The sequence below is a fragment of the Kitasatospora sp. NPDC051164 genome, assembly GCF_044455625.1.
Lineage (GTDB): Bacteria > Actinomycetota > Actinomycetes > Streptomycetales > Streptomycetaceae > Kitasatospora.
In genome coordinates this window covers 1-12,728 of sequence record NZ_JBITFB010000046.1, presented here as the reverse complement: position 1 = coordinate 12,728, position 12,728 = coordinate 1, and the positions used below count along the sequence as shown (strand labels likewise).

Genomic DNA, 12,728 nt, shown 5'->3' with positions numbered 1-12,728 from the left:
CTCGACGTAGTCGCCGTCGGCGAACTGGGTGTCCAGGGCCCAGCCGCAGGCACCGCATTCGGCGCGGCCGTCCCAGCCGATCTCGGGTCCGTCGTCGCTGTCGCAGTCGTGATCAGCGTCGACCAGGGTGCCGTCCTCGAACAGCGCGTCGCCGCCGTCGCCGCAGGCGCCGCATTCTCACTGGGCGTACCAGGAGCCCCTGGGCGACTGGGTCGTAGGTGTGGTCATTCGACTCCTCCGGTAAGTGGGCCGTCCCGGGCCGAGACCGCGGGATCGGCGTGCGGTGGGTCAGCCGGCGACGGTCTCGGCCTGCCGGTGGAGGGCGTCCAGAAGCGCAGCCTGATGGTCGGTCAGCCTTCCCTCCGTGTGGGCCTTGTCCTGCTTGCCAGCCAGGTGCCGGGCCGGAACGACGGGTCGGCTTCGCCGCCAGCGCGGCCCGCCTGGCCGATCTGGAGCAGCACGGCACCTGCGCGGCGGTGTGGCACACCCTCACCGACCACACACGGCCCCTGTGAGGGGCCTGGGAGCAGTAGGGCACAGCGGCGGTCGGGTCGGGGTGTGCGGCATCAAGACACCTCACGGTGCGATGCCGTCGAGTCGATGTCCAGGTGCCTCATGGGGCGGTCGAACAGAGCGGGTCTTGGTGCGCGAGAATCGCGGCATGGCGATGGCGCAGCGGGCCGCGCCGCGCGGCAGGGGACCGGGTGCGGTGCGGGCCCGCGGCCGAAGGATGGTTCGGTGCGCGCCCCGGCTGCGTCGGGTTACGCGGGCCCGGGCGGGCGCAGGACGCGGCGGACGGCGGCGCGGAGCCACTGGTGAGCGCCGTCGGCGGTGTGGCGGGGGTGCCAGGCCATACCGATCGTCAGGGGTGGCAGCGGAAGCGGGATCTCCAGCAGGACCAGGCCCATGGCGCGGGCCGCGTCGCCGAGCGGGGAGGGGGGCTCGCCGGGCAGCGCGGTGGGGACCAGGCAGACCGCGTCGCCGGTCGCGGCCAGGGCCATCGCGGCCAGGTGGCCGGGCAGGACCGCGCCGACCCTGCGGCTGAGCCCCTGCTCGGCCAGCGCGGCGTCGAGCGGGCCGGTGAAGCGGCCCCGGCGGCTGACCGCCACGTGCTCGGCCGCGGCAAGCCCTTCGGGGGTCAGGGGTGCCTCGGCGAGCGGGTGCCCGGCCCGGACGGCAGCGGCCATCCGGAGCGTGACCAGGTCCTCGACCCGGGTCTCCGGGTCGACGTGGCCGATCGATCCGACCTCCAGGTCGACCCGGCCCTCGCGCAGCGCTGGGCCCGCCTCCCACTCCTCGGCCAGCACCCGCAGCGAGACGCCCGGCGCCCGGCGCCGGGCCAGCCCGAGCAGGCCCGGCGCGAGCGCCGCGCCGACCAGGTCGGCGGTCTGCACGGTGAAGGTGCGCCGCAGCGCGGTGGGGTCGATCCCGCCGCTCGGGGTGAGCAGCGCCTCCAGCCGGCGCACCACCGCGGCAGCCTCGTCCCGCAGCGCCTCGGCCCGCGGGGTCGGCACCATCGCCTGACCCGCCCGCACCAGCAGCGGATCCTGCAGCACCCGGCGCAGCCGGGCCAGGGTACGGCTCATCGCGGCGGGCGAGGTGTGCAGCCGCGCGGCGGCGCGGGTGACGCTCTGCTCGGTCAGCAGGGCATCGAGTGCGACGGCGAGGTTGGCGTCGAGGTTCGGGTCTGGGCTGGTCACCGGCGTTATTCCATTTCTGGCAATGATTGGTTGCTGAGGTTCCTATTGTGGCAATGACGCCCAGGTCGACACGATGAGGGGGTCGTACCGATCCGCATCCAGACCGTGAGGTTTTCATGATCGTCATTACCGCCCCCACCGGGAACATCGGCCGCCGGCTGCTGTCCCTGCTGGTCGAGGCCGCGCCGGCGCGCGGGGAGGAGCTGCGGGTCGTGGTCCGCGACCCGGCCCGGCTCCCCGCGGCCGTCCGCGGGCAGGTCGAGGTGGTCGTCGGCTCGCACGGCGACGCCGCGACCGTCGAGCGCGCCTTCGCCGGGGCCGACGCCGTCTTCTGGCTGGTGCCGCCGGACGCCTCGGCCACGCCCGAGGCGGTGTGGACCGACTTCACCCGCCCCGCCGCGCGGGCGTTCGCCGCCCACGGCGTCGGCCACGTGGTCGGCGTCTCGGCGCTCGGCCGCGGCACCCCGCAGGCCGCTCGGGCCGGTCTGGTCACCGCATCCCTCGCCATGGACGACCTGATCGCCGACTCCGGGGTCGCCTACCGCGCCCTGGCCAACCCCTCGTTCTACGAGAACCTGCTGGAGGAGGCCGACTCGATCCGCGAGCACGGCGTCTTCACCGACACCGTGGCCGCCGACCGGGCGGCCCCGATGGTGGCCGTCGCCGACATCGCCGCGACGGCGGCCGAACTGCTGCTGGACCGCTCCTGGACCGGCGTCGGCAGCGTGCCGGTGGTCGGCCCGCAGGACCTGTCGCCGAACGACCTGGCGCGCATCATGTCCGAGGAGCTGGGCCGTCCGGTCCGCTACCAGCGCCAGCCGCTCGACGAGCTGCGCGCCACCCTGCTCGGCTACGGCCTCAACGCGGAGTTTGTCGAGGGCATCGTCGACATGAAGCGGGCCAAGGACGAGGGCCTGGACGCCGGCGTCGAGCACTCGCCGCTGGCGGGCATCGACTTCGCCCGGTGGTGCGCGCAGACCCTCAGGCCCGCCGTCCTCGCCACCCCGGGGGTGACCGATGTCCACTGACCGAACCGAACCGCCGGTCACCGCGTTCATGCTGGTCAAGACCACGCCGGAGTGGCTGGCGATGTCCGTCGCCGAGCGCGTCCACGCCTTCACCAGCCAGGTCGTCCCGGTGATCGAGGCCCGCACCAGCGGCGTCCGCTCCCGCTTCTACGACACCGAGTTCTACTCGGCGCGGGTCACCGACGTCTGGGTCTGGGAGGCCGACGACCACAACGCCTACCGGCTGCTGATCGACGCGCTGCGCGAAACCCCGTTCTGGGACCGCTACTTCGACGTCGTCGACCTCCTGGTGGGCACCGAGAACGGCTACGCCCGCACCTACGACCTGGAGCCGCTGACGACCTTCTCCACCTGATCGCCCGAGCCGGCCGGCCGGTGCCCCCGACCCTCGCGGAGGCACCGGCCGGCCCTCCCACCCCGGGTCAGTGGGGGCGGAGACCAGGGCGGCCATCTGCTCGCGCTTGGTGGGGGCAGGCAGCACCAGCGGGCCCAGTTCCTCCACCTCCCGGTCGCTGACGCACTGCGGGATCGCCTACACGGCCCTGAACCGGTACGGCATTCCGACGGACTTCACCGCCGGCTGGCTCGCCTCCAACATCCACTGGGTCAGTGGTGGCGGCCCCGACGCCCTGCCCTCGACGTCGACGCCTTCGTCCGGACCGCCGCGTCCGAAGAGGCACGCTAGACCCTCTGACCTCGCGCCTGCTCCGCGAGCAGGAACAGGACAAGGCGTCGGCCACCAGGTGACCGGCGCCTTGTGGCCTGTCAGAACCGGCTACTGCGAACGCTCGGACGAGTCCGCCGGGCCTGCTCCCCGCCGCGCAGTGCGAGGGCCGCGGTGCGTTTTCCTGCACCGCCGGATGTTCGGCGGTGCAGGATGCGTGAGCAGCTGCGCGCATCCCAGGCGGATCAGAGGTCGGCGCCCTGCGCCAAATGTGGGTAGTCGGTGTAGCCACGGTGGTCACCGCCGTAGAAGGTGGTGCTGTCGGGCTGGTTGAGCGGGGCTCCGGTCTGCCAGCGCTGTACCAGGTCGGGGTTGGCGATGAAGGCACGCCCGACCGCGACAAGGTCGGCCTGTCCGGTGGTGACCAGTTCCTGTGCGGCGGTGACGTCGGTGACGGGGTCCCAGCCGTTGCTGACGATGTGGGAACCGCCGAAGCGCTCTGCGAGGTCGGTGAGCAGCGGGGAGGCGGGGTCGCCGATGGTGTGCAGGTAGGCCAGGCCCATCCCGGACAGCGCGTCGACGAGGGTGCGGTACGTGGCCGCGGTGTGGTGGGGGTCGGTCTCCAGCGCGCCGTGGAGGTTGATGGCGGGGGAGATGCGGATGCCGACGCGTTCGCTGCCGATGGCGTCGCTGACAGCCTGTGCCACCTCGATGACGAAGCGGGCACGGGCCTGGGGGGAACCGCCGTAGTGGTCGGTGCGCTGGTTGGTGGAGGGGGCGAGGAATTGGTGCAGGAGGTAGCCGTTGGCGCTGTGCAGTTCGATGCCGTCCAGGCCGGCGTCGGTGGCGGCGCGGGCGGCGCGGGTGAATTCGTCGATGACGGCGGGGATGTCCTCGGTGGCCAGGGCGCGCGGGGTGGGGTGGGGCTGGGGGCCGACGGCGGTGAACATCTCGCCCGGTGCGGCGATCGCACTGGGGGCGACGGTTTCGGCCTGGTGCTTGTTGTCGGGGTGGGAGATGCGTCCGGCGTGCATGAGCTGGGCCACGATTCGGCCGCCCGCCTGGTGCACGCCGGCGGCGACGGTGCGCCAGGCTTCGATCTGTTCGCTGGTGTGCAGGCCCGGCGAGTTCATGTAGCCCTGTCCGACCGCACTGGGCTGCACCCCTTCGGTAACGATCAGTCCGGCGGTGGCCCGCTGGGTGTAGTAGGTCGCCATGAGGCTGGTGGGGATGCCGTCGGGGATGGCCCGGTTGCGGGTCATGGGGGCCATGACGATGCGGTTGTTCAGCGTCCACTTGCCTACCGTGACGGGCGCGAAGAGGTCAGTCATGAAGGTAACTCCTGAAGCGAGTTGCGCAGTGTGCGCGGGGTGCGGAAGGTCAGGCGAGGCGACGTACGGCAATGACCGTGTCGGTGACGGCCGCGGTCTGCCCGGCGGGGCCGGGGGCGGTGCGTTGGGGTGCGTCGGCCCGTAGGAGGTGCCAGGCGTCGTCGAGCTGTAGCGAGGAGACGACGTCCTGCGGTGCGGGGTAGTGGATGCCCTGCCAGGACCAGGGGGCGGTGGAGGCGTGTTCGATCACGATCAGCAGGCCGCCGGGTGCGACGGCCTGGGTGGCGCGGGTCAGGACGTGGTCGCGGGAGATGGCGACCGGGGTGTGGGTGTAGGTGGCGGTGACCAGGTCGTAGGTGCCGTTGGGGAACGACTGGGCGAGGTCGTGTCGCTGCGTGTGGAGCTGGCTGGTGATGCCCTTGACAGGGGCGGTCGGCAGGCACCGGGTCGGCCCGCTGCCACTACACTGCGACAGCACCTGCCGAAGTTGCAAAACCTCATGCCGTTTCAGCATGATGATGGATATGAGCACCGCACAGCACACCGAGAAGAAGGACCGGCTGGCCGCGGTCGGGCCGCGGCTGCGAGAGCTGCGCCGACGTCACGGACTGACTCTGGCCGGCCTCGCCGAACAGACCGGGATCAACGAGAGCACGCTCTCCCGCCTCGAAGGCGGCACCCGCAAACCGACCCTGGAGATGCTCCTGCCACTCGCCGAGGTCTACGCCGTGCCCCTGGACGAACTCGTCGGCGCCCCCCGTACCGGAGACCCCCGCATCCACCTCAAGCCCGTCACCCGCAACGGCATGACCTACGTGCCACTGAGCCGACCCGGCGGCGTCCAGGCCCACAAACTGCTCATCCCGCCCCGACCCGACACCGAACCCCGCCTGAGGACGCATGAGGGCTTCGAATGGGTCTACGTCCTCGCAGGCCGCCTGCGCCTGCTGCTCGGCGACGAGACCGTGATCCTCAAGCCCGGCGAAGCCGCCGAGTTCGACACCCACGTCCCGCACTGGCTCGGCTCCGACGACGAGCGCACCGTGGAGCTCCTCATCCTGTTCGGCAGCCAGGGAGAGCGGGCCCATCTCAAGGCCCGCACCACCTGATTCCCTCCCGCACCAGAAGCGACAATGCCGCTCAGCCACCGTCCACGAGGCCGTCCAACCCGTGCACACGAGTGCCCAGCACCCGCCGCGACACCTCGGCCTCCATGGCCCCGCTGAACACGTCGGCACTGGGGACCGCAGCACGGGACTCCGCCGCACGGCCCGCGTCGTCCAGCAGCAGATTCATGTTGATCGCCGCCGCCGCGCCGACCCCGGCCGCCATGGCCTGCGGGACACCGGCCAGCACGTCGCTGACGTTGCCCGCCGCCCACACCCCGGCGACCCCCGTGAAGCCGGAACCGTCCGCCCTCACCTGCTCGCCGATCCCCATGGGGTGCTCCTGCACCGTCAGGCCCAGTCCGCTGAGGAACCCGGCCCGTGCCACGAACCGCGGCGCCACCACCAGTTCCTGAACCGGCACCGTCACACCCGACACAAGACGCACCCCCGTCAGCCGGTCCTGCTCCGAGTCGACCACCAGGCCGCCGACCCGCCCCTCGACCACACCGACGCCCAACCCGGCCAGCTGCTCCCACTGCTCCTGCGTCAGCTCCGTGCCCGCGTGCAGGAACAGGGTGACGTCCGCGGACAGCTGCCGGAACAGCAGCGCCTGGTGGAAACTGCCGAGGACGCCGATCGCCCGGTCCCGCACCTCCCAGCCGTGGCAGTACACGCAGTGCAGGACGTCGCGCCCCCACCGCGCGGCCAACCCGGGCACATCCGGCAGCTCGTCGACCAGCCCCGTGGTCACCAGCACCCGCCGCGCCCGCACCCGCTGCCAGCCCTCGGTCACCACCGAGAACTCCTCGCCGTCCCGATGCACCTGAGCAACCCGGCCCGAGACGACCTGCCCGCCGTAAGCGGCGACCTCCTCCCGCCCGAGGCGCAGCAGCTCCAGCGGCGAAATGCCCTCCCGGCCCAAAATGCCGTGCGCGCCGACCCCGACGGCCGGAGCATTGCGCGGCTCACCCGCGTCGATCACCAGCACAGACCGACGCACCCGGCCCAGCGTCAACGCCGCCGACAGGCCGGCCGCGCCGCCCCCGATCACCACCACGTCCCAGTCAGTCCCGTCCACTCGCATCATCTCTCGTTCGCTCATGACACCACCCTGCGACCCGACACCACGATCCGGCAAAGCCTCATGCCGATTCGGCAAAAACAGGTGACGCCCTACGTCCAGGCCCTGACCCCTGAGCCGCCCCGAAGCAACCAATGTCTCCCTGCCGACCGAACTGTGGTGTCTCGGAACCTTGGTTACGCGAAGTCCTCGCCCACTCGCGTGTGAGCGTCCCGTGATACTTCCCGTTCGTGCGCGGCCTGTACGGCCTGGTCCGCTTGTGCTTCGTACCGGTCGCGGCGAGGGCGTCAGCCCAGGTCGTAGACCGGTAGCACGCGCCGTTGTGGGTGAGGCAGCGGCGGATCGGTGTGATGCTGTGGGCGGCAAAGAAGGAAACGGCCCGGTGCCAGAAGGCGACCGCGGTGACAGCCTTCTCATCGTCCAGGGCCTCGGTGTAGGCGAGCCGGGAGTGGTCGTCGAGCGCCGAATGCAGGTACGTGTATCCGACCTTGCCGGTGCCGGGACCGGTGCGTTCGGAGGCGCGGGCGGACTCGGTGCCGATGCCGTGCATACGCCGGCCGCCGCCGGTCGGGATGCGTCCGAGCTTTTTGGTGTCGACGTGGACCAGGTCGCCGACCCGGTCGTGCTCGTGGCGGATGACCTCGCGCAGCTGCTCGCCGGTCGGTGGATCCAGGTCCCGGAGCCGGTTGAGTCCTCGCCTCGCCAGGATGCGGTGCACGGTCGCCGGCGCGAGTGTGACGCCGTGCAGCCGCTGTAGGTCGGCGGCGAGCCGGGCTGGTCCGTGCTTGGTCTGCCGCCGCAGCGCCTCCATCAGGTCAGCGATGTCCTCGGAGGTGCGGGCGGCACTGGTGGCGGGGCGGGAGGGATGGTCGAGCAGGCCGTTCTCGCCGTGCGCGCGCCAGCGGGCGTACCACTTGGCCAGGCAGCGGCGGGAGATCCCGGCTCCCGCAGCGACGTGCGCGATCGGACGTCCGGCGTGGACCCGATGACACAAGCGCAGACGTCCTTCGGGGGTCAGCGGTGCGTTCCGATGTACACGGCTGGTGGCGCTCCTGGACTCGGCGGCCGCGTTCACCGGGAGCCCTGGGATCTCAGGGCTCCCGCGCGAGCGGCTGTGCGTGGCGTCAGCGGGCGAACTTTTCGATGGCCGCCGGGGTGACGGGGGTGAAGAAGTTGACGAGGTTGCCGTCGGGGTCGCGGAACAACAGTGACCGGTTGCCCCAGGGCATCGTGGTGGGCTCGGTGACGAAGTCGGTGACGAAGCCGGTCAGGTTCCGGTGAACGCGGTCCACGTCGTCGACGAGGAACTCGGTGATCACGCTGTGGTTGTCCGCCGGATGGGCAGAGCCCGGGGCGAACAGCGGGACGGTGCGGGTCCCGGCGATCGCGAGGGTGGCGCCCGCGGTCCTGAGTTCGGCGAAGTCCTCGGTGGCCCACGTCGCCCGTGCCCCTGTGGCTCGCTCGTAGAACTCGACGAGGCGCGCCACGTCGCCGGTGATGATGCGGATCGAGACGAAGTCCATGGGAATCTCCTTGGCTGTGCTGAAAGCGTGCACGCCGTAGGCTAGGAGAAATAGTGGACAGAATCGGTCCTGTATTCGCATGGGGCTGCGAACATGCCTGGCCCCACCGGCCGCGTACTGACACTCCTGGAGCTGCTGCAGTCGGGCGGCACCCGGACAGTGGCCGAACTCGCCGACCGGCTCGGCGTCGAAGGGCGCACCGTGCGCCGGTATGTGGACCAGCTGATCGACCTCGACGTGCCCGTGGAATCGGTGCGCGCGGCCGCTACGGCGGCTACCGGCTCGCCCCCGGGTACCGCTTGCCTCCGCTCATGCTCAGCGACGACGAGGCACTGGCCGTGCTGCTCGGCCTGGTCGTCGGCCGCCGAGCAGGGTTGACGACGACGGAGCACACGGCAAACGAGACGGCATCGGCGAAGATCCGGCGAGTGCTGCCCGAGCACATCGCCCGCCGGCTCGACATACTCCTGGAAGCTCTCGCCTTCACCGATCAGCCCGGCGACTGAGCGCTGGCTGCGCGTCGAGCTGCGGGCGGAGCGGCTCGACCGGTTGCCTCCGGTACTCGCCTCACTCGACCGGCCGTTCGTCATCGAGCGCCCCGCTGAGCTGCGCGACCTCGTCGTCGCGCTCGCCGATCGCCTGACGTCCTACGCCCGCCGAGCCTGACCGCGAGGACCCAATGTCATGAGATGGCACAGGCGTGCTCACCGCAGCTCGCCGTGCGCTGCAAGGCGACGGTCCTGGTCGCGGTCATCAACGAATGGCTTGTGAGCAGGACGGGGCGGAGCCGGGAAACACATGGAATGTCCAGCGGTGACCTGCCACTCTGGCCGGGTGCTGCTCAAACTGACGGGTTCCAGTTGCTCGGGGAAGACCACCATTGAAGTTCCACCCTGGGGCTGGACACCTGGAGACTGGGACATGTGAGCCCGGAGGAAGCAGTTTCAGGTGGGAAGCAACAGCAACATGAGTAAGCGGTACACGGTGGAGTTCAAGAGGGACGCGGTCGCGCTCGTCCGGTCTTCTCCGCACCGGAATGTCATCGAGATCGCCCGGGAGCTGGGGGTCAGCCCGGAGGGGCTGAGGGGCTGGGTCAAGCAGGACCGCACCGATCGGGGCGAGGGCCGGCCCGGTGACCTGACCAGCCCCGAGCGCGAGGAACTCGCCCGGCTTCGTCGGCAGAACCTCGAGCAGCAGAAGACGATCGAGATTCTGCGCAAGGCGGCCGCCTATTTCGCGGCCGAGACGAATCGGTGATCCGCTTCCGTTTCGTTGAGGACCACCACGACGCCTTCGGCGTCAAGCGGATCTGCCGGGCGCTGGGGATCGCCCGCTCCTCCTTCTACGCCTGGCGGGCCGGCGAGCAGGACCGTCATGCCCGCGAACGGGCCGAAGACCTCCTCGCCGCCGAGATCACCGTGATCCACCTCGCCTCGCGGGGCGCGTACGGGGTCCCGCGCGTTCACGCGGAACTTCGCCGCCAGGGCCGGGCGGTGAACCGGAAGAAGGTGGAACGGATCATGCGCGAGCGCGGGATCACGGGCGTCACCCGCCGCCGGCGTCGTGGTCTGACCCGCCAGGCCCGCAAGCCGGTGTTCGCCCCGGACCTTATCGGGCGCGATTTCACCGCCCCCCCGGGGATGCGGCTGGTCGGCGACATGACCTTCCTGCCGACCGAGGAGGGCTGGCTCTACCTGGCCACCTGCATCGACCTGGCCACCCGCGAGGTGGTCGGCTACGCGATGGCCGACCACCACCGCGCCGAACTGCCGGTGGCCGCGCTGCGGATGGCCGCCGGCCGAGGCGCCCTTGAGCGCGGCTGCGTCTTCCACACGGATCGCGGCAGCGAATATACGTCGAGTGAATTCCGCACTGAGATAAGTAAGTTGGACATGAGGCAGTCGATGGGAAGGGTTGGCTCCTGTTACGATAATGCCGTTGCCGAGAGCTTCTTCGCCGTACTGAAGGAGGAGATCGGCACCCGGGTCTGGCCCGATCGCGCCACGGCCCGGGCGGAGGTTTTCTCTTTCATCGAGACCTTCTACAACCGCAGGCGCCTACGCAAACACCCCGAGTGGGGCTACCTCACGCCACTCGAGACCCGCCAGCGGCACCGGCAAGGTCACACCCTCGCAGCGTAGACGGAGAGTGTCCAACCGCAGGGTGGAACTTCACTTCTCGGGCTGTCACGAGGCTGGACGGACCGGGCATTTCCGGAAGGAAAACCTTGATCCACTTTCGCAACAGACCTAGAAGGCTGATGAAGATCTTGCTGTGGTCGGGGCTGCCGTCATCAGGCGGCAGCCCCGATCTGCCAGGTGGTGCCGTTGTGGGTGAGTCCGAGGTTGATCAGGGCCCGGAGGTTGAAGGCTGCGGCGCGGGTGTGGAGCCAGGCGTTGTTCTTGATCGTTCCCCGGTAGCGCAGGCGCCGGTTGCCGTGGCCGACGAGCCAGGCGACGGCGCGTTCCACGGGTGGGCGCCGGCGGCGGTAGGTAGCTTGCCAGTCGGGTGTGCCCGCCGCCTGGCGGGCTTGGGACATGAGGTCGTGGTCGGGGCGGATGGTGACGATCCGGCCGGCCTTGGCCCGGCTGCACCGTTCGCGTAGGGGACATCCGGTGCAACGGCCGGGTGAAGACCGCCTTGCGCTGCATGTGTCGGCCGGACGGTGCGGACAAGGCTACGGTGTGACCGGCGGGGCAGGTCGCTGTGCCGGCCGCGGTGTCGATGGCAAAGTCGTCGAGGCTGAAACCGCCCGGGACGGCGGTCGTCAGTGGGGCGGGGTTTGAGGAACAGCCGGTGCCCTGCTTCCCGCAGGGCCCTGCGGGTCGGCCCCATGGAGTAGGCAGTATCGCCGAACGCGTCCACCGGTTCAGGCTCGTCGGCGAGCAAGTCGAGGGCGACCTGGGCCTCGTGGTGCTCGCCCCCGTTGCCGGGGGTCAGCTCGACGTCGGTGTAGGTCGTGGTCTCGGGCTCGACGGCGAGGTGGGCCTTGTAGCCGTCCTGGCGGTGGGTGCGGGTCTTGTGGACGTGGCGGGCCTCGGGGTCCGCAGGTCTTCCGGTGAGACCGGGAGCCACTCATCGGGTGACCCGGTGACTCGGGGCGGAGTGTCCCAAGAGGCGTTGCATGCACCATCACTATCTTATGACTTTGGGCCCCGGGGCTGCCTCCCTGACAAGACGCGCGGTCTCGGGCCCAGCCCGCTGGAGGAGCCGACGAGGACTCAGCCTGATCGTTGACACGGGCTCAGTACGCCCGGACCAATGGCCGGCTCGGCCACTCGCCGCAGTGCGCGTCGCCCGGACGGTTGCCGTTCCGGGCTTGGACGACGAAGGAGAGCCCATGCGTATCCGATATTCCGTAGCCGCCGCAGCCGCGATGGCTGTCGCCAACGCCGGAGTGGCCGGTGCCGCGCCCGGAGACACGGCGGTCACGTTCTCTGTCTCGGGTGGTTCGTTAGCGATCTCGGTCCCCGCCGGTCCGGTGGGTCTGGGGAGCGGACTGCCCGGAAACTCCGTCAGCGGACAACTGGGCAATGTCACGGTCACCGACTCCCGAGCTCTGCTCACGGCCGCCTGGACCGCGTCCGCGATCTCCACCAGCTTCACGACGGGCGGCGGCACGACTCCGGAGACGGTCCCGGCCGGCTCGGTCTCCTACTGGTCGGGGACCGCGAGCTCCACCACCGGGGTGGGTGTCTTCACGCCCGGCCAGGCCACGTCGGCCCAGGCCCAGAGCCTCAACGTCAGCCGCACCGCCTACAGCCTCACCGCGGGTACCGGCAACAACTCCGCGACATGGAACCCCACGCTCGTCGTCGCGATCCCCGCCGCTGCGGTGAACGGCACCTACACCGGGACGGTGACTCATTCGGTCGCGTAGCCCAGCCGGCCTGTGGCGCACGACCGCGGATGTCCGCTGAACCTGGCGGGCCCGAATGCGTTCACCGGCAGGGGATGGCGGCATCAGGCGACGGAGTGGGTCACGGTGGCCGTGTAGGTGCCGCGCACGGCAGCGGCGGGGACGTTGACCACGAGTGTGGGGGCCCAGCTCGTGGAGTTGTTCCCGCTGCCGGTGGAGGCGAAGGCGGTTCTCGAACTGCTGAGCGACTGTGCGGCCGAGGCACTGCTCTCCCCCGGGGTTACCGTCACGGTTCCGTTCGTGTTCGTCGCGGCCCCGGACCAGTACGAGACATTCGAGGTGGTGATCGTCTCGGCGGACGTGCCGCCGCCGGTGGTGAAGCTCGTGGCGGACACCGTCGCCGTCCACGTGCTGGTGGCCAGTCCCCGCCCGT

Annotated in this window: 14 protein-coding genes and 2 pseudogenes; 7 read left to right on the top strand and 9 right to left on the bottom strand. The window is 70.7% G+C overall.

Annotation, left to right across the window (positions count from 1 at the left end; translation table 11 throughout):
- Positions 1-761 precede the first annotated feature (761 nt).
- The gene (locus tag ACIBEC_RS42105; protein WP_360508365.1) at positions 762-1,709 is read right to left on the bottom strand and encodes a LysR family transcriptional regulator; all 948 of its coding nucleotides are present in this window, start codon (positions 1,707-1,709) and stop codon (positions 762-764) included.
- Positions 1,710-1,816: 107 nt separating this feature from the next.
- Here ACIBEC_RS42105 and ACIBEC_RS42100 point away from each other — a divergent pair, with 107 nt between their 5' ends.
- A complete protein-coding gene (locus ACIBEC_RS42100; protein WP_360508329.1) occupies positions 1,817-2,728 on the top strand; it encodes an NAD(P)H-binding protein in 912 nt (303 codons plus the stop codon).
- On the top strand, positions 2,718-3,083 hold the full coding sequence (locus ACIBEC_RS42095) for a darcynin family protein (protein ID WP_360508332.1): 366 nt from the start codon (positions 2,718-2,720) through the stop codon (positions 3,081-3,083). The genes ACIBEC_RS42100 and ACIBEC_RS42095 overlap by 11 nt, the downstream gene beginning before the upstream one ends.
- 554 nt (positions 3,084-3,637) lie before the next feature.
- Here the strand turns inward: ACIBEC_RS42095 and ACIBEC_RS42090 are convergent.
- Positions 3,638-4,723, bottom strand: a complete 1,086-nt coding sequence (locus tag ACIBEC_RS42090; protein WP_360508334.1) for an alkene reductase — start codon at positions 4,721-4,723, stop codon at positions 3,638-3,640.
- A gap of 49 nt (positions 4,724-4,772) precedes the next feature.
- Positions 4,773-5,201 carry a hypothetical protein gene (locus tag ACIBEC_RS42085; protein ID WP_360508337.1) on the bottom strand — a complete coding sequence of 143 codons (429 nt, stop codon included), beginning with the start codon at positions 5,199-5,201 and terminating at the stop codon, positions 4,773-4,775.
- Between the two features lie 46 nt (positions 5,202-5,247).
- On the opposite strand from ACIBEC_RS42085, the gene ACIBEC_RS42080 reads away from it, so the two are divergent.
- On the top strand, positions 5,248-5,832 hold the full coding sequence (locus ACIBEC_RS42080; RefSeq protein WP_360508339.1) for a helix-turn-helix domain-containing protein: 585 nt from the start codon (positions 5,248-5,250) through the stop codon (positions 5,830-5,832).
- Between the two features lie 31 nt (positions 5,833-5,863).
- Here ACIBEC_RS42080 and ACIBEC_RS42075 read toward each other — a convergent pair whose 3' ends face one another.
- The 3 genes from ACIBEC_RS42075 to ACIBEC_RS42065 are packed head-to-tail and all read right to left on the bottom strand — an operon-like array spanning position 5,864 to position 8,436.
- Positions 5,864-6,934, bottom strand: coding sequence for an NAD(P)/FAD-dependent oxidoreductase (locus tag ACIBEC_RS42075; RefSeq protein WP_360508342.1), 1,071 nt, complete (start codon positions 6,932-6,934; stop codon positions 5,864-5,866).
- A gap of 40 nt (positions 6,935-6,974) precedes the next feature.
- Positions 6,975-7,988 carry an IS481 family transposase gene (locus ACIBEC_RS42070; protein WP_360508345.1) on the bottom strand — a complete coding sequence of 338 codons (1,014 nt, stop codon included), beginning with the start codon at positions 7,986-7,988 and terminating at the stop codon, positions 6,975-6,977.
- A 49-nt stretch (positions 7,989-8,037) separates the two neighbouring features.
- Positions 8,038-8,436: a VOC family protein gene (locus tag ACIBEC_RS42065; RefSeq protein ID WP_360508348.1), complete on the bottom strand. Its 399-nt coding sequence runs from the start codon at positions 8,434-8,436 to the stop codon at positions 8,038-8,040.
- 93 nt (positions 8,437-8,529) lie between these two features.
- Here ACIBEC_RS42065 and ACIBEC_RS42060 point away from each other — a divergent pair.
- From ACIBEC_RS42060 to ACIBEC_RS42050, 3 genes and pseudogenes are all read left to right on the top strand, one after another.
- Positions 8,530-9,102: pseudogene (locus tag ACIBEC_RS42060) on the top strand (helix-turn-helix transcriptional regulator).
- A gap of 300 nt (positions 9,103-9,402) precedes the next feature.
- Complete coding sequence (locus tag ACIBEC_RS42055) at positions 9,403-9,693, top strand: transposase (RefSeq protein WP_360508351.1); 291 nt, start codon at positions 9,403-9,405, stop codon at positions 9,691-9,693.
- A complete protein-coding gene (locus ACIBEC_RS42050; RefSeq protein WP_360508354.1) occupies positions 9,690-10,577 on the top strand; it encodes an IS3 family transposase in 888 nt (295 codons plus the stop codon). Before ACIBEC_RS42055 ends, ACIBEC_RS42050 begins: the two co-directional genes overlap by 4 nt.
- 152 nt (positions 10,578-10,729) lie before the next feature.
- Here the strand turns inward: ACIBEC_RS42050 and ACIBEC_RS42045 are convergent, their stop codons facing one another.
- Both ACIBEC_RS42045 and ACIBEC_RS42040 read right to left on the bottom strand, forming a co-directional pair.
- Entirely contained in the window at positions 10,730-11,005 is a 276-nt protein-coding gene (locus ACIBEC_RS42045) for a transposase (RefSeq protein ID WP_396290341.1), read from the bottom strand.
- Between the two features lie 233 nt (positions 11,006-11,238).
- Positions 11,239-11,511: pseudogene (locus tag ACIBEC_RS42040) on the bottom strand (transposase); the annotation flags it as partial.
- 265 nt (positions 11,512-11,776) lie between these two features.
- Between ACIBEC_RS42040 and ACIBEC_RS42035 the strand changes: the two are divergent.
- Positions 11,777-12,316, top strand: a complete 540-nt coding sequence (locus tag ACIBEC_RS42035; protein WP_360508357.1) for a hypothetical protein — start codon at positions 11,777-11,779, stop codon at positions 12,314-12,316.
- Positions 12,317-12,399: 83 nt separating this feature from the next.
- Here ACIBEC_RS42035 and ACIBEC_RS42030 read toward each other — a convergent pair whose 3' ends face one another.
- Positions 12,400-12,585 (bottom strand): hypothetical protein, encoded by a 186-nt coding sequence (locus ACIBEC_RS42030; protein WP_360508359.1) that lies wholly within the window; start codon positions 12,583-12,585, stop codon positions 12,400-12,402.
- Positions 12,586-12,728: the final 143 nt, after the last annotated feature.